Below are 19,172 nucleotides of genomic sequence, written 5' to 3' on the forward strand. Positions count from 1 at the left end.
CGACTTTTTTTACAATATAGATATATAGAAATGAGAGGAAATTAATATGTGTATTTTCTGCGATATTATCGATCATAAGATCCCTTCAAAAGTCGTCTATGAAGATGACAATGTTTTAGCAATACTTGATATCTCACAGGTAACCTACGGTCATACAATTGTGATGCCGAAGAAACATATTGCAAACATCTTAGAGGCAGATACAAAGACCGTAAAACAGTGTGCTGAAGTTATCTCTAACTTGTCTAAGAAAATTGTTCATGCCACAAAAGCTGAAGGATGTAATATCCTAAATAACTGTGGTGAAGTAGCAGGACAAACAGTACACCATCTGCACTTCCATATTATTCCACGCTACAGCGAACATGATGCATGTCAATTCATATTCAACAAATCAAAACCACAAGACTTAGATGAAGTACTTAAGACAATCAAAGGGGCCTAATGCCCCTTTTCAATATGCTCAATGATTTAAATATATCTAAGAATTAGCACCATTATAGCTACAAAAACCATCATATATATGATGAACTCAACAATACCAGATTTCTTCGAGTGATATCCTCTTCTCATAGAACTACTATCAGATGTTTGTATCGCTGCATGTCTAGTCAATGTTTGTTGTTTACGAATGCATGCTAGAGGGTCTTCTTGTTTTAATATTAATTCGAAGAAGTATTCGACTTCATCAATATCTTCCTCCGTACATTCTGAGCATTCCGTATTATGAACTAGATTATTTCGTAATCGACGCTGATATTTTAATCTCGAATAGAAGTTTCGCCAATCTTGTTTCGAATTAATTCTAGATATTACCCTATCCATTTGATTGATGTATTCTGTTACACCATCTTTGGTTCTAAACATATCTCTACATAGTTGATCTAATCTTTTATAAGACTCTAAATAGTCTAATACACTCTCATCCATAATCACACCATTATTACTTTACATTCAATCGTTTTAACATTGCATCATGTGCTGCATTTTCTAGTGTATCTTGAAGTGGTTCTAGTTTCTCTACAGTATATCTACGATTTAAACCACGAAGAATGACTTCATCAGCGATGGCTGGGTTTTTTGGTAACAGTGGTCCATGCATGTAGGTTGCGATTGTTTGTGCATCCATATAACCTTCATATTCACCTTTGTATGTATTTCCATGTCCAACTAATACCTTACCAAATGGATTCGATACGGCTTTTGTTTGACCACCATGATTTTCAAATCCTACAACAGTAACCTCTTTGTCATGAATATTCGCTTCTACAACAATATTACCAATACAGCGATGATCACGGTCACTACTTTCTGTGTAGTAGTCATAGATACCCAAACCATCAATCTTTTGACCATCCTGGTCTAAGTAATATTGACCAAATAATTGATATCCACCACAAATTAATAAGAATGCTGTACCACTTTCTTTTGCTTTTAAGATAGATTCTTTACGTGCTAGCAAATCTTTATAGATAAGCGTCTGTTCTTTATCTGCTCCACCACCCAAGAAGAAGATATCATAATCTTCAATATTTCTTTTTTCTTGTAATGTACAAGTATCAACAACGACATTAATACCACGCTTACTTGCGCGATAGCGTAAAGTTTCAATATTACCCTTATCTCCATAAAGGTCCATGAGGTCATGATACATCCACAAAATCTTTAATTCCATGATTATCTTGCCTCCTTCTTTAAGATACCACGCACAACATGTAAGGCAGTATATGTAGAAAGAATATAACTATCTCTATCTGCTTTATCTAAATATTTGATTGCTTCTTCGAAGTTTTCAATAACTTGAATATGGTCTTCTAATCCTTCGTACTTCAAGCGTAGAGCCATGTCATACGCGCGTGTTCCCGAACATACTATGGTGTGAATGTTCTCTTTATTAAGTCTTTCAAAATGTGCATCCCAGATCCAACTAATATCCCTACCATCTTGGTCATTATCATTCAAGAAGATAGCAATATTTTTATCACCTTCTTGGTTTACAATATACTTCATTACTTCATTAGCACCAGTTGGATTTTTGATAAGATTTAATACAGATGGCTTACTGAGCGCAAACACCTCATTACGCCCTTCCTTCATAGAAAACGTTTTAAATACAGTATTTGCTGCTTGTAAATCTAAGCCTAACAAACGCATCACGGTTAATACAACTGCGCAATTATAGATTGCATAAATTGTATTCATAAAGGAATGGTACTTCACACCATCTATTGTGAAAGTCTGGTTTTGATAATCAATTTCAGATACATATGTATATGGTGTAATCTTTCCGAATCCGCAGGATGGACAAGCAAATCTTCCAATATGTGAATATTGGTAATAATCATAGACAAGGCGTGCTCCACAATGTGGGCAGAACTTACCCTCACTCGCTTCATTCGTGGTCTTTTGTGATACTTCATTCTGTCCAACAGAGAAGTAGTGTACTTTTGCTTTCTTTGCATTTTGCGCAATACGTACTACATTAGGGTCATCTCCATTCATAATGAGATCTCCCTCAAAGTTTTCCGTTACTTCTTCAATCTTACGGATAATTGTTTCCATCTCTCCTGCACGATCTAACTGATCGCGAAAGAAATTATTTACTACAAGTGCTGTAGGTCTTAATGCCTTAAATTGACGATATAATGTTAACTCATCAACTTCAATAACAGCTACATCAGCTTGTACATTGAAATTTGCATCAGAGTTACCTGCTAGTAATGTAGCGATACCAACATTTAAGTTATCACCACGACTATTGTTAATCACCTTTAAACCTGCTTGCATGATAGATTTTGCGATAAGGTTTGATGTAGTTGTCTTACCGTTTGTCCCTGTCACAAGAATCACATGTTTAGGCATATGAAATTTCTCAATGAAATGAGAATCCATTTTTAGTGCTAATCGTCCTGGCAAGGAACCACCACGTCCTACTGCAGTTAATGCTTTACGAACAATTTGAACTGCTACTAAACGTAAATCCATGTTTATTCCTTTCCTTTCGGTTTATAGAATTGACGATTTTCTAACGCAAATAGTTTTGGTGTCCATGTACCTGGCTTGATTGATGAGAAAGCCTGACTTAACATATTCAAACGTGCATCTAAATTATCTACCAAATATAAAACTTCAGCTTCTTGTAGTTTAGGTAATACTGGCGATCCAAACTCCATCTTTCCATGATGTGAGAGAATCATATGATGTAACATGATTGTCTCTTCACAATCTTCTAGATGTTCCTTTGCGGCAACCTCTGTTAACCAACCATTCGCAATGGAAATATGTCCTTCTAGTTTTCCTTCTAATGTATATTCCGTCGCAATCGCTCCACTCATCTCTGCTGTCTTACCAATATCATGTATTAATGCCCCAGAAACAAGTAAATCATAGTCTAATTGTGGGTAGTGTTTACATAGCATCTGGCACACTTCAACCATACTTATAGAATGCTCACTGAGACCTCCTAAATAATTATGATGAATTTGCGAAGCTGCTGGATATTCAATAAACTTTCTTCCAGAATGGATTAACATTCCCTTTACTAACTTACGATAGACTTCATTCTGAATGGAATCTAAAATTTCATGAAGCTTATGACTACGTTCTTCTTCACTTTGTGTACTCGAAATTACAAAGTCACTCATATTCAATGTTGATTGATCTAGCGGTTGAATACGATTGATACGTATCTGTAAGTTATGATTATAGTCCAATACTTCAAAACTAACTTCTTGAACTAAACCAACATGTACAATATCTTTATCTTCTTGTTTAACATCCCAAAACTTCCCATCAATAGTACCCGAACTATCCTGTACAACAAGAGATAGATATTGAGCACCTTTATTCGTTGTGCCATTCTTTACATCTTTTATTAATAGTGGCAAAACATATCTCTTGCCTACTTCAAATTCATTTATCTTCGTCATGACTCCACTCCATTCTATCCATCACCGTATTAATATCTTCGCTATGAAATCCTTGTGTTAAGCAATATCGAAAGATGCGTGTCTTCAAATCATATCCACAATATTTTCTTTCATACCGTTTCATAGCTTTACGCACTAGCTTCTCTAATAGTACATCTTCATTTTCTTGATTAGCAGAATAATCTAACTCTGAGACAATATTTTCGATTGTGCTGTTAGAATACCCTCTTGTCATCAGTTTATTACGAATCGTATTCTTCGTTTTTATGACTGATGACTTCTGACTTTGTCTTAAAACCTTTGTGGCATATGCTAATGCAAATTCATATTCATTGAGTTTAGATTGTTCCATGCATGCAAGGATACAATTCTCTTTTACACCACGTTGTTTTAACTTCGAGAGAATTTGCTTTGGACCATATAAACTATTTGATAATGCTTGTATTTGTTCCTTACATAGTTTTTCATCATCCAGATATCCTTTTTGTATCAACTTATCAATCAATACATTCACTTCTTGATAATCCGCAAGTTCTGTTTCTTTTAGCCATTTACGCATCTCATAAACCGTTCTATCCTTTAGCGATAACTTGTGTAAGCATCTTTGATATAACTGTTCAGAATCAATATGCTCTTCGAAGCTACGTAACTGCTCTTTGGTAATTGTAATACCCTTTCTTAATCCATACTGAACATAATCATCTAGCGTTACCTTGATTTCTTTTGATAAAGTTGGATTTAATTGTATCACTAATTTTACGTATTTCTTCTGCAAGTCTACACCGCAAATATAATACGATTCCAAAGTATCCTGATATTTTTTAAATATATCATCGTAGTTACATTGAAGAATTTCTTTTCCAAATACAGGAAGTTTTAACTGTGCTTTACAGAGATTAATGAGTGGGTCTTCAAACGTTGCTTGTAGAAGATCAAAGTGAAATTCTCCTAATTCCGTCACATCATTTAGATTTTTAAATGGCAAGAATAGAACTTTAGATTTTTTATCATAATTGAAGTTATCTCTATCGCAAGCAATCACGATAACATCTATCTTTTTTGCTTGTAACCATTGATAAAAGGATGAAATCTGACTTAATTTGTCAAATGGATATTCATTTGTTAAAAATCCAATTCTCATTACTAACTCCTTCTATCAAAAAATACTCTTCAATATGTAACAATTATACTATTTTGACTACTCTATCACAACGAAACAGATAAGTTTCCAATCTTAACAAAGATTTTATATTTAGAAAATCATCACGACTTGTTCATATGTTATTCACATTTCACCGATATATTAAGAACAACCAAAGGAGGTTACAGAAATGAACGGCACAAAACTATATCAAAAATTAGCAATTGTACCAATCGTAGCACTTGGCTTAGCAGTAGCCGGTTGCAACAAACAAGCAGATAATGGGACAATAACACCTACTACAACTGCAAATACTTCTACAACAACGACTACAGGAAAGAATACTACTCTTAACTATTCAAAGAATTCTCCCTTAGATACATCAAATATGTTTACACAAACAGATCTTACACAGACTGTCGATACAACTAACGCAAAGAAAATAACTTTAGAAGATGGTAAGGATGTTACTATCGATGCACCCGGTACTTATGTTATAACCGGTACAGCAAAGAATTCCACGGTAATCGTTAACGCTTCTGCAGATGCGGAGGTACATCTTGTATTTGATAACGTATCTATCACAAATACAAATAAGCCAACTGTATATGCAGTCAATGCGAAAAACGTATATGTGACAACAACACAAAATTCCACAAATAACCTAAAGGTTACTGGTGAGTTTACTGAAGACGATGGAAATGACATTAACGCAGTGATCTTTGCAAAAACAAATATTACTCTTAATGGTTTAGGTACCCTAAATATCGATTCATCCGCAAATGGTGTCGCTTCTAATAGTGACTTAAAGATTACTGGTGGTATTTACAACGTCAACACAATAAAGCATGGATTCAAAGCTCTTAACAGTATTCGTGTAGCAGACGGAACGTTCAATATCAACGCAATGAAAGATGGCTTCCATTCCGAAAACGAAGATGACTTAACAACAGGATATGTATATATTGCTGGCGGTAACTTTACAATCAACTCCGAAGATGATGGTATCCAAGGTACAAGTATCACAGAGATTGATGGAGGTACATTTGCTATCAATGCTGTTGAAGGAATTGAAGGTACTTACGTACAGATTAACGATGGCACAATCAAAATCTACGCTACAGATGACGGTATCAACGCATCAGAAAAAGCCACAAACTATGATGTACAGTTAGAAATCAATGGTGGTAACCTAGATATTACAATGGCTGAGGGTGATACAGATGCTCTTGATGCGAATGGAACATTAACGATCAATGGTGGATATATCAATATCACAGCACAGTTTGCATTCGACTTCGATTTAACTGCTTCATTAAACGGTGGAACAGTTATCGTAAATGGAACACAAGTCACATCAATTACCAACTCCATGATGGAAGGTGGCGAAGGCCCAGGTGGACAACCAGGTCAAGGTGGATTTGGTGGTCCTAGATAACCATACACATTCAACTCTATGGAAACATAGAGTTGATTTTTATATGAAAAGGAAGGTCATATGACCTTCCCTAATTCTCTTTCTGTGCTTTAATGACTTTCATACGTGAGAACTCTTCACGTTCTTTTTCTTCCAAAGATTCAGTCATTTCTTTAATCGATGATTGATAACGAGGTATCACAACATTCTTTAAAGCATTTGCACGTTTCTGTGTTTTGGAGATTGCATTTGCGAGACGATAGATAGAGTTATCTACTTCTGCCAATATTAATGTAATCTGTTTTACTTTCTGAAATTGGATGTACGCTTCATCGATTCGTGACGATGTACCCTCTAGACCGTATGGTACTTCTACACTATCAGGTTGGTGGTAGATAATATTAGGAACTTCAACACCCATAACACTACGATATGTAAGTTTGATTGAATCATCTACTTTAATCTGTTCTGTGATAGCAGTAATCATACCACTAGACATGTTTGCCTGTTGTAGTAAGTAGTATCCAGTTTGATAGGCACTGGTAATCTGTTCACGTAGAATCTTTACCTTCTCAACTTGAGACATCATTTCACGAATCAAGATATTACGCTTACGATCCATTAATTCAAAGCCGTTTTGAGCAAGACCCAGGGATTTGCGGGCTTTGATAAGATTACCCTTTGTCGCAACTGCCTGCGTTGCCATAACTACTCTTCTCCTTTAATAATTAACTGAATCGTATGCTCAGCGTGTTCAGAGTCGTAGTTAGCTTCGATGATCTTAGGATCAAGACGATCTAAAGCTTCCTTAGGAAGTAAGGATAGTAATGCCCAACCAAGTCCAAGTGTTTCCTTCATAGAACGATTAACACGATATCCCTGTCCTAGGAATATAGATTCAAATCTCTTACCGAACGCAATATATTGTTTATCTAATGGAGATAATTCATCTTCACCGATAACACTTGCTAGAGATCTTGCGTCCTGCACTTTTGCATAACATGCAAATAACTGGTTCGCAACATCTTGGTGGTCTGCTCTTGTATAACCTTCACCAATACCATCCTTCATCAAACGAGATAATGAAGATAGAATTCCGATTGGTGGATTGATGTTATTGAGATATAAGTCACGATCCAATACAATCTGACCTTCAGTAATATATCCAGTTAAGTCAGGTACTGGGTGAGTAATATCATCGTTAGGCATCGTTAAGATAGGAATCTGTGTAACAGAACCCTTACCACCTTTGACGATACCTGCTCTTTCATATAGCGAAGCCAAATCAGAATACATGTATCCAGGGAAACCTTTACGTGAAGGAATTTCACCTTTAGAGGATGAGAACTCACGTACAGCTTCACAATACGCTGTCATATCTGTCAAGATAACAAGAACGTTCATATCACATTCATATGCAAGATATTCAGCAGCTGTTAATGCACAACGTGGAGTCATAATTCTTTCAAGGATTGGGTCATCAGATAAGTTGATAAACATACATACCTTATCCATTACGCCTGTTTCTTCAAAAGAACGTCTAAATGTATCCGCTACGTCATTCTTAACACCCATCGCACCAAACACGATACAGAAGTTTTCCGCATCTTGTCCTGTAAGTGATGCTTGTCTAACAATCTGGCTAGCAAGCTTATCATGTGGTAAACCCGAGCCAGAGAAAATAGGTAATTTTTGTCCACGAATTAAAGTATTTAATCCATCAATCGCAGAGATACCTGTATTGATGTAGTTACGTGGATATTCACGAGAAACTGGGTTTAAAGGCTTACCATTTACATCTTCATATTTGTTGATGTATACAGGACCCAGATTATCAATTGGATCACCTACACCATTAAATGTACGACCAAGAATTTCTTTGGATACACCTAATACCATTGGATGTCCTAATAACTTTGTCTTTGTGTTTGTTTTACCTAATCCATCTGTTCCTTCAAACACCTGAATAATGGCACGTTCTCCTTCAATCTCAACAACTCTACCTTTACGTCTTGAGCCATTGTTTAAGAGAATTGAAACCATTTCTTCGTTTGAAACATTCTTTACATGATCCAATGCAACAAGAGAGCCTTGGATTTCATCTAAACCTAATAACTGTAAACTCATTGAAATCCTCCTCTCTTATTGAATTGATGCTAATGCAGCATCAATCTTTTCATTGTATGCATCTAGCAATGCTAGATTGTTATTTGGTACATCATATTTCATCTTGATAACTTCATCAAATACACCTGTCTGTGTCATGAGAGATACAGGAATATGCTTTTGAACATATGGTGTACATGCTTGTCTTAAGTAATGAATTACCTTTAACATCTTGTATTGTTTCTCAAGAGAAACGTAAGTATCTTCTGGATGGAAAGAGTTTTGTTGGAGGTATCCAACACGTACGACACGTCCAATCTCTAGTGTTAACTTTTGATCTTCAGGTAATACGTCAGAACCAATCAACTTAACGATTTCCATTAACTGTGCTTCTTCATGCAAAATAGACTGCATCTCTTGGCGTAAGTCAATAAAGTCATGTGCTACATTCTTATCATACCAACGTGTTAAATCATCGATATATTCAGAGTAACTATCTGTCCAGTTTACAGCTGGATAGTGACGCATATATGCAAGTGATTTATCTAAGGCCCAGAAACTACGTACGAAACGTTTTGTATTCTGTGTAACTGGCTCTGAGAAGTCACCACCCTGTGGTGATACTGCACCGATTAAAGTAACAGAACCCTTCTTACCAGATAACGCATCTACCATACCTGCACGTTCATAGAACTGTGCGATACGTGATGGTAAGTATGCTGGGAAGCCTTCTTCTGCAGGCATTTCTTCCAAACGACCAGAAATTTCACGTAAGGCTTCAGCCCAACGGGATGTAGAGTCGGCCATAAGCGCTACATGATATCCCATATCACGATAGTATTCAGCCATAGTAACACCTGTATAGATAGACGCTTCACGCGCAGCTACTGGCATATTTGAGGTGTTCGCAATCAATACCGTACGGTCTAACAATGGCTTGCCAGACTTAGGGTCAATTAATTCTGCGAATTCTTCTAGAACCTGTGTCATTTCATTACCACGTTCACCACAACCTACATAGATGATGATATCCGCATCACACCACTTGGCAATCTGGTGCTGAAGCATTGTCTTACCTGCACCAAAGCCTCCAGGAATCGCAGAAGATCCACCCTTAGCAATTGGAAACATTGTATCGATAACACGCTGTCCTGTAATCAAAGGAATTGAGATTGGCTCACGATTAATAATTGGACGTGGGTTACGAATCGCCCACTGCTGCATAAGTTTCACTTCAACTTCTGTCTCATCAAAGTCGTTCTTTACAACAAGTAATACATCATTAACAGTATACTCTCCACTTGGAAGTGCCTTTACAACCGTACCATTTAAACCAACTGGAATCAAAGAACGGTGTTCAATCAATGATGTCTCTGGAGTTGTAGCGAAAATCTGTCCTTCTTTAACAGTATCGCCTTCCTTGACTAACATCGTCACATTCCACTTCTTTTCAAGATCAAGTGCAGGAACAGATTTACCTTCTGAAATAAAGGCACCCTGTTCTTTTGCAATCTCATCTAGTGGTCTTTGAATACCATCATAGATATTACGTAAGATACCAGGTCCTAATGTAGCGTTTAACAAATGACCCGTTCCTTTAACTGGTTCATTTGGTCTTAATCCTGTTGTAGATTCATATACCTGAATCATTGTTTTATCTTCATCAACACGGATTACTTCACCTAGAAGTTCCTTCTCACCAACATACACCATCTCACGCATGGAGAAAGATTTCGTGTTGATGACGGAAATAACTGAACCATTAATCGAATAAATTACATCACTCATGATTGTCACTTCCTTCCGTAATGATGAATCCAGAATGTTCACGGAATAAGAGACGTGCTTCTTCAAGCTTCTCACTCAAATCGCAACGATATTCCAAACGATTTTCCAAATCCAAATATGTAAATCCACCAAAGCGGAAATATCCAGTTTGAACATTCGCTGTAATATTTTTCTCTTTTAATAATTCATTGAACAATTCTTCATCTTGTTTTCTAACTGTAAAGATACCTGTAGGGGTAACCTTAATCAGATTAATATTCTCTACAAGATATTCTTTATATTGGCTAGACTTAACAAAGTCTTCAATCTTCTTACTAGCACCTTCTAGCAATTGATTAATAAAATCCATACGAAGCTTTAACAAATCGTGCTTGATCTTTAAAGTTTCTTGAGATAGCTGTGAAGAAGCACTTAAACGTAAATCGTTTGTTTCTTTTTCAAGATAGGCTTCTGTTTCCTTCTTTAGTCCTACTATGAAGTAATTCAACTGTTCATCGTGCATCATTTGAATTTCCTTCATAACAGTTTCTTCTACTAAAGTAGATTGGTTCAGCATATCGGATTTAATGGATTTGATTATCTTCTCTTCAAATTCTTCCATTGCTCACCTCTATAGTTTTACGCCAATTGCCTCACTGATATAACGGTCAATTGTTTCGCCAATCTTAGCGGAACCATGACGGTCAGAAATCTCAGTAATTAATGGACGTTGTAATACTAATTTCTTTCTTGCGACAACATCAGCAACCTGTTCCATCGCTTTGGTTGTCATTAAGACAATCGCAATATCTGGATCAGCAATTAACTGATTAAGTTTATCTAATATTTCTTGACGTTCATGTAATACGATGCCTTCAAATCCAGCAAGACGCATTCCCATTAATGTGTCGGTATTATCACTAATACAATATGCTTTCATGCAGCTTCCTTAGAGTGCATTGATAATCAAGATAGAAATTAGCAAACCGTAAATCGCTACACCTTCACCAAGGGCAACGAAGATAATAGCACGACCGAAGTTATCTCCATTTTCAGAAACAGCACCGATAGCAGCTGGAGCAGCAGAAGCAACGGCTAAACCAGCACCTAAGCAAGCACCACCAACAGAAAGACCAGCAGCGATAAATCCTAAACCTTTTGCTAAATCACCTGTAGCAGCAGTCTTACTAGCCTCTTCAGCTAAAGCAGTATATGAGTGAGCTTGGAATAATAATACAACTAAGAATACGCCAGCAAAAATTGCAACCTGAGCAAGAATTCTTGTCTTAGCGTTTGTAGTATTGATTCCTTTACGTAATAGAATCCATAATGGTCCAACAACTAAAATAACAGCAATTAATGGTAATAAAATTTCTTTTGTAGATAATAACATGATTTTTCCTCCTAAGTGTTTTATTCTGCATCTTCGGCAGTATATGCCTGATATTTAATTCCACCACCGTTATAATAACGGCTAAACATTTCATAGTATTCCAAACGTAATGTCTGAATACCAACGATCAAACCTTCTAACGCCATAACGAAGATATTACCAAGTACTGCAATGATAATCCCTGCATTACCTGTCATCTTTACTAGCGTCATTACAACAAGCATCATGCCTGCATGGCTTAATACGAAACCACCAACACGCAGATATGACATGGAGTTTGTGACAAAACTCAACAGTATTTCAAATGTTTCAAAGAAACTCATCAGGAAGTAATTTCCCCATCCATCTTCAGGTTTAAATGAGTGTCCTTCAAACTTTCTTTCAAAAGCTTCCTTCATCATAAATAAGATGATTGGAACAACAATAAATGGAACAACAAACAATGGTTTTAGTACGTTCACCTTAGCTATAGCTAGTAACACAGCAGCCACAATAATAAATCCATAGAATACAAATCCTGCCACACCATTCTGTGAGAACAAGAATTCAGCCCACTCTTTCTTACGAGCGCGATTCCACATATTCATAATCATCGTAACTAAGATAAGTACTGCACCAATCGCAATCGCACCGATTAGAAGCACCATCGTACTGGATGAAGCCATAACTTCAAATAACTTGTCTCTTACACCAAATAAAGATTGATGTACTGGATTTAGAAGTGTTTCATGTCCAAAAACAGATCCAAACAAGAAGCCAAAGATGGATGATGTAATACCAACTCTACCAACAATACCAAATAGCTTGCCCTTCTTTTCGAATAAGAAACCAAGAATCATCAGTACAAGCCCTTGTCCAAAATCGCCAAACATGATACCAAACAAGATACAGTACGTGATTCCAATAAAGACTGTTGGATCAAAATCATCATATGCAGGTAGTCCATACATCTCGATAAACAATTCAAATGGTTTAAAGAACCAACTATTCTTTAATAGCGTTGGACACTTAATATCTTTTACTTCACTTGGCTCTTTGATTCTAAAGTCAACCGGCAAACCATTAAAGGCCGCTTTATATGTTTCAACGTCAGAAGCCTTTACAAATCCACTAAGGATTTGTTTCTGGTCTAGCACTGCAACATATGGATACATATTGCAGATAGAACTTTGACGTACGCAATAGGAATACATATCAACCATCTTGATACGACATTGTTCTACTCTTTCCTGAATATCAAACTTCGGAATCGTAATTGGCTCAAAGAATAAACTCTGGAAAATCTTGAAAGTTTTAGCAGCGTAAGTATCACTTGTTACATATACAAGCCACACATATTGTGCTGTGGAATGTAAACGATGTAATACAAACATCTCTTCACGATACAAGGATAACTTCTTAAAACTATCCATCGGTAATCTACCAAAACCAAAATTTAGGTAATTACATGCATGCATCTTTTCAAAGTTTAATACACTTAATTCTTTTAAAGCCTTCTCATCATCAGGCGATAATGTTTCACTTTGCGCAACATTATCTAAACCAAACTCTTCGTTTAATTCTTTAATATATGCTTCAATTTCAGCATTGGTATAACTAGATGTAATCTTTTCTTTTACATTCAAATCACATCCGACTGCATGCGCAATACTCTTAAATGTCTGTACATAATCCTGATATGGATTTTCTGTACTAATGACGCTTCCATTATTATCATCATTGATAATTTTGGTTGCTATCACTGGCTGTACCAGACCTGTGTTCATCCCCGATAGTAACATCGCATCTCGATGCTCTGGGTCTGTGCATGCACTGATGAACTTCATTTTTTCTATAGCCATGTGCAATCCTTTCTTAATAAATCAGCAGAGCTTTCACACGCTCTTGTGGAATCTGATATCTTACACTTTCGATAATATCAATAACATTCTGAATCTCAATATCTGCTAGTAATACATATGCTAGTAGCGATAGATTCGGATCGGTATCAGTACGAATGAAATGTGCACTCATATTGAACGCAATACGTTGTGCATAATGTTCAATATAAAGAAATTTCTGATTTGATAGATACGCTTTATATCTTGATTTCTCTAAGCGCTGAATCACTTGTTCTGCAGTATCATTGTCAACCATGTCGTATAAATCTTTCATACGAAAGAAACAACAATAGTCTGCTAGCATCTGCTTAATGAATTCCTTAGAAACAGTAAAATACTTCTTCAAACGATAAATGATTGCGATATTTTCTAACTCAATACGAGATAAGATAATTTCCTTCATCTTTTCCTTTGAAGTTGTATTAGAATACTTCTCAATCGTTTCTAGACACGTTGCGTAATATCTAGTACGTAAGGAATGTTCCAAATTGATGAAATCCATATCCTCTAAGGATTTTTGTTCATACTTCTTTAATACATCATAATAAGAAGTATCTTTTAATAACGCCAATACATCTTGAAAGGAAGTACTATCTGCCAATTCCTCCAATGGAAACGAAGTATAGCTCCCGATATATAGCGGTAACTTAGAAATCATATTTTGGCGTAATATCTCATTGTCTTGGTCAGATAGTGAATGTAATTTCATTAAAATTAATTCAATTTCTGTTTCCATGACCGCAATATGTCCAAAATGTTTTGCGTTATCATCCGCATAGCGAATCAACTTTGCAAATCGATTGAATACACCTGTACGAAGTAAAACCTCTAACTGGCCACGATGAATTGACTTTGGATTAATTCCCTCCAAAGATTCTTTATAAAGAGGTTGACTTTGTAAAAATATCGCAATATCACCAACCGTCTTTCTTTGTAACATCGTTGCGTAATCAACAGGTTTCAAATGTTCTGCAAGCATCGCTCTCGCCTTAGCGGTAATCGCATTACTTGATTTGCTCATTCGTTACTCCTGTTCTCTTTTTCTAACAGTATAATCCGCAATCATTTGAATCCAGCGTTCCTTATTTGCATTAAACATGTCAGTGATACGCTTTGATTCTTTCTCATACATTGCTTTTGCTTCTGCTTGTTTCTTCTCATGAGTCGTACGAATTTCTTCACGCATTGATTTAACCTGTGCCTCTACGTTAGCCCAAGCCTCATCTGTCAGTTTCTTTTTCTCCTGCTCAATTGCCTGCTTCAATTTGTACTTCAATTCATGGGCATTATTAATCTTATTGCGAGTTTCTTCATCCATCTTAATAAGATCTTGAATCACTTCTATTTCCATAGTTACCTCCCATAAACATTAGCGCCTATATTATAGTACTTTTCATCAAATAATTATAGTTGATTCAAACATAAAACATACTAACTCTGCCTGATTTTTTATATTTTGAAAAAGAAAGCAGTTACAAAAAAGACATCCACTACAGTAGATGTCCAGTTTCATTTCAATTTATTTGTAAGATATTCAAATAGCGCAATACAGCCCTCTTCAATTTCACGATACGCTGTATCGAAATCACCACTATACCAAGGATCAGAAATCCCTCTAAAAATCCCTGTATATTCTAGCAATAGATGTATCTTTCTATCTGGATCATTATGAAACATTTTTTGCATGTTACGGATATTCATCTCATCCATACCGATTAACAGATCATAATATGCATAATCCTTCGCAGTGATTTGACGAGCTCGTTTTTCATCGCAGTTCATACCATGTTCATATAGTTTCTGTTTCACAGCAGGATATACTGGGTTACCCCTACCATTCCATATTTCCTCCGAACTAGTTGCAGCAGACGCTATCACAAACAGATCACTTACGCCAGCATTACTCACTAGTTTACGAAAGATATACTCCGCCATTGGCGAACGACAGATATTTCCATGACAAACAAATAATATCTTTATTGTCATAGTTTGCTTACTCTTCTCCTGTATAAGTTCTCTTGTAATATTCCTTACAGATAATAGAAGTAAAGATAAATACAATCATTGAAATGATGATACCAGCAAATAGATAAGAATTTATGAAACTTGCAATCACAGCAACTACTAACAATAAATCTTCCGCAATCAAAAATGCTTGACGTTTAGACATTAATTCAATCTGACGGCATCTTTCATCATGCATCTCGTTATATAAACGCATCAAATCTTTCTCATTCTTCATTGCTTTATAATTCTTTGCAATATGACACACAGCTACCACGATTGTTACAATAAATAGCCCCATATAAAATCCATTCATATAGTTAGCAAAGTGACTATCTGCATATGATTTCGTCAGATATCCGAATCTATTTACAACAAGAATCAATACTGAACATATCGCAATCACTATCCAAATATTTGTATATTTTTGTAATTCTTGTTTTGCCTTCAATAATTTCTTATCCATGTTTATTCCTCTTCCTCTAATTCCGAAAAATCAAATACTTCTTCAATACTTAATGAAAATTGCTTTGCAATCTTATACGCTAGCGGTAATGATGCAGTATACTTCCCTACTTCAATTGAAGTTATCGTCTGTCTCGTCGTACCAACCAAATCCGCAAGTTCACCCTGAGATAACTTATGTTCCTTTCTGAGTTCCTTTATTCTATTTTTCACCTTAATACTCCTATCTCATATATCGATATATACGCAAAGTTTGCTTTGCATTTAAAGTATAGTTAACTTTGCATATAATGTCAAGTATACTATGCAATTATTTAAATAAATTTACATTTAACTAATCATCACTAACGATTGAAACAAAAACAAGGCTTTCATCTCATAAGATAGCCTTGTATTTTTTATAAAACTATTTTTTTCACTGTAACTCTTTCAAAAAATATCTATTTAAATTATCCCATTCAAATCTCATCTCATTTAATTGATATGCTTGTTCATTAATTTCATGCATCTTATTTTTAATATATAGATTTAATTCATTTACAACAGGAATATATTCTGTCTCCTTAGATTTCATCTTCAATTCCAATAGATGATTAACTTCAGTCTTTAATTTATCTTCTAGCATTGTATCCTTTAAATCGTTAAATTTAATAGGAGGTTGTGTTTTATTTTCTAATGCATACTTTGCAGCTAATATAGGTCTTAATGCATAAAAGTATTTCTTTAACTTAACGCTTTCATCCTGCAAATAATTCTCAAAAGTGCTTGATGTCATATTTAAGTAGTGCATTACGCTTTTCTTTACATCAAAATATTGTTTTGATAGTTCTCTTAATTCTCTTCCTTCGATTGTTTCCTTATAAACAATTGGAGAATTAATCCATTCAAATAGTGTTGGATTTGATTTATATAATAGTTGCAATGCTTTCTTAATATCCCATCCACTAATATCAAATACTTCATCTAATTGCCATTCAATTACATCTCTAACAGCATCTAGTCTAAGATACATTTCTGGTTCACGAACATAAATAAATCGTACATCGTAGTCGCTATCAGCTGATTCAAAACCCCAAGCTCTACTTCCAGATTCGATTGCTAAAATAATTTTTACATGCTCTTGTTTCTCAATTTCTTCTAACTTCTTTTGAATGATTTCTTTCATAACCAATTTTATAATAACAAACAAAGTAAGTTTTGTCTCACCAAATAAAAAGGAGAAGTATTTAACTTCTCCAAAATCATTCAGATGATAAATATAAATTTGTTGATGTAATCTATTTTGTTTCAACTTCTTTTTCTAAATCACGCCCAAACACTTCATCAAACAAAATCGAAACAGTTTTTTTACTAAAAAATTCTCTTACAGAATAACCATGATGTCTATAGTTTACATCTACACCGGCATCTTTTAGTGTCCGTAAAACACATCTAAGATCTTCGTGAACTTCCTCGGTAAATTCCCTGTAGTAACTTTCAAGATCTTCCTTATAATACTCTAACGGATGTGGTAGTATCTGGTCCGCCTGAGAAGCAAAGTGACCAAGACAATCGATCCCAAATGAATCCTTTGCATTGATATCAGCGCCTAAAGCGATAATCCTTTTTAGCAAGGCTAGCGCATCATTAGCACGTTCTTTTGTTGAGAAAACTCGAGAGGAACGGTTATATTTATTATAACTACTCCACCTAGAGCACATTACCGCACAGGTTATTGCATCCTGAATTACTGGTGCCCTCCACTCATTACAGCAAGTCTCGCTCTCAATGAAATTGACATCTGCTCCCATATCAAGGAGATAATTAGCAATCTCAATATTTTCCGTTTTAAGAGCAACCTGTAAAGGCGATTGTCCATCATCTTTTTTAGGTGGTTGCTTCGCAACGCAATTGACCAGCTCAGGTTTCTTCTCAATAATTTGTTTAACCAATTCTAAGTCGTGTTTTCTAATGGCAGTAAATAATTTTTTCATATCGCTCCTCTTTCTTAAACAAGAATTTATAGTTTGTTTCAATCAGGATTTCTTTGCTCTGTGTATTGGTTTAGAAACATTTTTAGGTAATACAGCGACAGACTTTTCAAATCTATCCACAAGTTCTATCAGATAATCTTTTCTTTGTAGTTTCTCTAACCAATTAGATGGAATGCTATCAAACCCATAATATATACCAGCCATTGACCCTACAATTGCGCCTATCGTATCAGTATCTCCACCAATATTTGTTGACGCAATGATAGCTTCCTTATAGTGTTCTGCATTCATGAAAATCCACATTGCAGACTCTAATGTATCAACGATATATCCCGTGGATTTAATCTGATCCAGTCTTTGAACCTCAATTTGTTCATCTAAAATTCTTTTGTATAACTTTAAAGAATGCATATCATAAGCGCTATAGTCTAAATATTGAATATGTTTGTATGCTTCTTGTTTTGTATTTCCTTTTAACAAGCATATTATAAACTGCACATAAATATAACAACCCAATCTACTAACTTCATGCGCATGTGTTAAAGAAGATACTTCATTAGTTAATTTATGAATAGAAATATCATCTAATTTCTTTGAATATGCATATAAAGCAACCGGCAAGATTCTCATGAGTGAACCATTCCCATTTTCGTTTATAGATGTAGAACCACATTGTAAGGGAGCTGTACCATTACAATATTTCTTTATCGCCTTTAAACAAGTTCTTCCAATATCAAAAGCCACACCTGTTGGAGTGTATTCTGACTTGCTGATCCACTTTACCCATTTATCCATGATGTCTTTGTAATCAAAATATTTCTTCTGAATAAATGAATCAATTGTAGCGATTTCCATTGCAGTATCATCTGACCAAGAGCCTGCAGGTTGACCTATATCTGTACTATCAATCATTTCAATCACTGGATTCTTTAATAGTTCTTCCCTCTTTGAGAATTCAGTAGGAAAGCCCATCGCATCACCAACTGCATGCCCAATGATTGCTCCAAGATACTGATTATTCTGTCTATTCATATTATCCTCACTGTAACAATCAAACTGATTTGACTCAGTATAAAAGTTACTGATGAGATAATTGT

22 protein-coding genes are annotated in these 19,172 nt (G+C 35.4%); 2 read left to right on the forward strand and 20 right to left on the reverse strand.

Going from position 1 to position 19,172, the window contains the following annotated elements:
- Window positions 1-46 precede the first annotated feature (46 nt).
- A complete protein-coding gene (locus tag RWM19_RS04890) occupies window positions 47-445 on the forward strand; it encodes an HIT family protein (protein ID WP_313984364.1) in 399 nt (132 codons plus the stop codon).
- A 26-nt stretch (window positions 446-471) separates the two neighbouring features.
- Here RWM19_RS04890 and RWM19_RS04895 read toward each other — a convergent pair whose 3' ends face one another.
- From RWM19_RS04895 to RWM19_RS04915, 5 genes are read right to left on the reverse strand one after another with little or no spacing between them, the layout of a single operon-like run.
- Window positions 472-930, reverse strand: coding sequence for a DUF6548 family protein (locus RWM19_RS04895; RefSeq protein ID WP_313984367.1), 459 nt, complete (start codon window positions 928-930; stop codon window positions 472-474).
- Window positions 931-943: 13 nt separating this feature from the next.
- Window positions 944-1,675 (reverse strand): glutamine amidotransferase, encoded by a 732-nt coding sequence (locus RWM19_RS04900; RefSeq protein WP_313984370.1) that lies wholly within the window; start codon window positions 1,673-1,675, stop codon window positions 944-946.
- Window positions 1,676-1,677: 2 nt separating this feature from the next.
- Window positions 1,678-2,985 (reverse strand): MurT ligase domain-containing protein, encoded by a 1,308-nt coding sequence (locus tag RWM19_RS04905; protein ID WP_313984373.1) that lies wholly within the window; start codon window positions 2,983-2,985, stop codon window positions 1,678-1,680.
- A gap of 2 nt (window positions 2,986-2,987) precedes the next feature.
- On the reverse strand, window positions 2,988-3,929 hold the full coding sequence (locus tag RWM19_RS04910) for a 3'-5' exoribonuclease YhaM family protein (protein WP_294024023.1): 942 nt from the start codon (window positions 3,927-3,929) through the stop codon (window positions 2,988-2,990).
- Window positions 3,913-5,070, reverse strand: a complete 1,158-nt coding sequence (locus RWM19_RS04915; protein WP_313984377.1) for a RecX family transcriptional regulator — start codon at window positions 5,068-5,070, stop codon at window positions 3,913-3,915. Before RWM19_RS04915 ends, RWM19_RS04910 begins: the two co-directional genes overlap by 17 nt.
- A gap of 190 nt (window positions 5,071-5,260) precedes the next feature.
- Here RWM19_RS04915 and RWM19_RS04920 point away from each other — a divergent pair, with 190 nt between their 5' ends.
- Complete coding sequence (locus tag RWM19_RS04920; RefSeq protein ID WP_313984380.1) at window positions 5,261-6,508, forward strand: carbohydrate-binding domain-containing protein; 1,248 nt, start codon at window positions 5,261-5,263, stop codon at window positions 6,506-6,508.
- Between the two features lie 70 nt (window positions 6,509-6,578).
- On the opposite strand, the gene RWM19_RS04925 is transcribed toward RWM19_RS04920, so the two are convergent.
- From RWM19_RS04925 to RWM19_RS04995, 15 genes are all read right to left on the reverse strand, one after another.
- Complete coding sequence (locus RWM19_RS04925) at window positions 6,579-7,193, reverse strand: V-type ATP synthase subunit D (protein ID WP_313984383.1); 615 nt, start codon at window positions 7,191-7,193, stop codon at window positions 6,579-6,581.
- A gap of 2 nt (window positions 7,194-7,195) precedes the next feature.
- The gene (locus RWM19_RS04930; protein ID WP_006526330.1) at window positions 7,196-8,614 is read right to left on the reverse strand and encodes a V-type ATP synthase subunit B; all 1,419 of its coding nucleotides are present in this window, start codon (window positions 8,612-8,614) and stop codon (window positions 7,196-7,198) included.
- Window positions 8,615-8,629: 15 nt separating this feature from the next.
- Window positions 8,630-10,384, reverse strand: coding sequence for a V-type ATP synthase subunit A (locus RWM19_RS04935; protein WP_313984514.1), 1,755 nt, complete (start codon window positions 10,382-10,384; stop codon window positions 8,630-8,632).
- A complete protein-coding gene (locus RWM19_RS04940; RefSeq protein ID WP_313984386.1) occupies window positions 10,374-10,982 on the reverse strand; it encodes a V-type ATP synthase subunit E family protein in 609 nt (202 codons plus the stop codon). The genes RWM19_RS04935 and RWM19_RS04940 overlap by 11 nt, the downstream gene beginning before the upstream one ends.
- A 9-nt stretch (window positions 10,983-10,991) precedes the next feature.
- Complete coding sequence (locus RWM19_RS04945; RefSeq protein ID WP_294021065.1) at window positions 10,992-11,300, reverse strand: V-type ATP synthase subunit F; 309 nt, start codon at window positions 11,298-11,300, stop codon at window positions 10,992-10,994.
- A 9-nt stretch (window positions 11,301-11,309) separates the two neighbouring features.
- Complete coding sequence (locus RWM19_RS04950) at window positions 11,310-11,753, reverse strand: ATP synthase subunit C (protein ID WP_294023800.1); 444 nt, start codon at window positions 11,751-11,753, stop codon at window positions 11,310-11,312.
- Window positions 11,754-11,773: 20 nt separating this feature from the next.
- Window positions 11,774-13,594, reverse strand: coding sequence for a V-type ATPase 116kDa subunit family protein (locus RWM19_RS04955; RefSeq protein WP_313984391.1), 1,821 nt, complete (start codon window positions 13,592-13,594; stop codon window positions 11,774-11,776).
- A gap of 13 nt (window positions 13,595-13,607) precedes the next feature.
- A complete protein-coding gene (locus RWM19_RS04960) occupies window positions 13,608-14,654 on the reverse strand; it encodes a V-type ATPase subunit (RefSeq protein WP_313984393.1) in 1,047 nt (348 codons plus the stop codon).
- 3 nt (window positions 14,655-14,657) lie between these two features.
- Window positions 14,658-14,984: a hypothetical protein gene (locus RWM19_RS04965; RefSeq protein ID WP_313984396.1), complete on the reverse strand. Its 327-nt coding sequence runs from the start codon at window positions 14,982-14,984 to the stop codon at window positions 14,658-14,660.
- A gap of 158 nt (window positions 14,985-15,142) precedes the next feature.
- A complete protein-coding gene (locus RWM19_RS04970) occupies window positions 15,143-15,619 on the reverse strand; it encodes a low molecular weight protein-tyrosine-phosphatase (RefSeq protein ID WP_313984399.1) in 477 nt (158 codons plus the stop codon).
- A 7-nt stretch (window positions 15,620-15,626) separates the two neighbouring features.
- Window positions 15,627-16,103 (reverse strand): hypothetical protein, encoded by a 477-nt coding sequence (locus tag RWM19_RS04975; RefSeq protein ID WP_313984402.1) that lies wholly within the window; start codon window positions 16,101-16,103, stop codon window positions 15,627-15,629.
- 2 nt (window positions 16,104-16,105) lie between these two features.
- On the reverse strand, window positions 16,106-16,315 hold the full coding sequence (locus tag RWM19_RS04980; protein WP_294021073.1) for a helix-turn-helix transcriptional regulator: 210 nt from the start codon (window positions 16,313-16,315) through the stop codon (window positions 16,106-16,108).
- 202 nt (window positions 16,316-16,517) lie between these two features.
- Window positions 16,518-17,267 carry a nucleotidyltransferase domain-containing protein gene (locus RWM19_RS04985; RefSeq protein ID WP_313984406.1) on the reverse strand — a complete coding sequence of 250 codons (750 nt, stop codon included), beginning with the start codon at window positions 17,265-17,267 and terminating at the stop codon, window positions 16,518-16,520.
- Between the two features lie 112 nt (window positions 17,268-17,379).
- Entirely contained in the window at window positions 17,380-18,075 is a 696-nt protein-coding gene (locus RWM19_RS04990; RefSeq protein ID WP_313984408.1) for an ankyrin repeat domain-containing protein, read from the reverse strand.
- A gap of 42 nt (window positions 18,076-18,117) precedes the next feature.
- Window positions 18,118-19,107, reverse strand: coding sequence for an ADP-ribosylglycohydrolase family protein (locus tag RWM19_RS04995; protein WP_313984411.1), 990 nt, complete (start codon window positions 19,105-19,107; stop codon window positions 18,118-18,120).
- Window positions 19,108-19,172 lie beyond the last annotated feature (65 nt).

The organism is uncultured Solobacterium sp., from assembly GCF_963517755.1.
GTDB lineage: Bacteria > Bacillota_I > Bacilli_A > Erysipelotrichales > Erysipelotrichaceae > Bulleidia.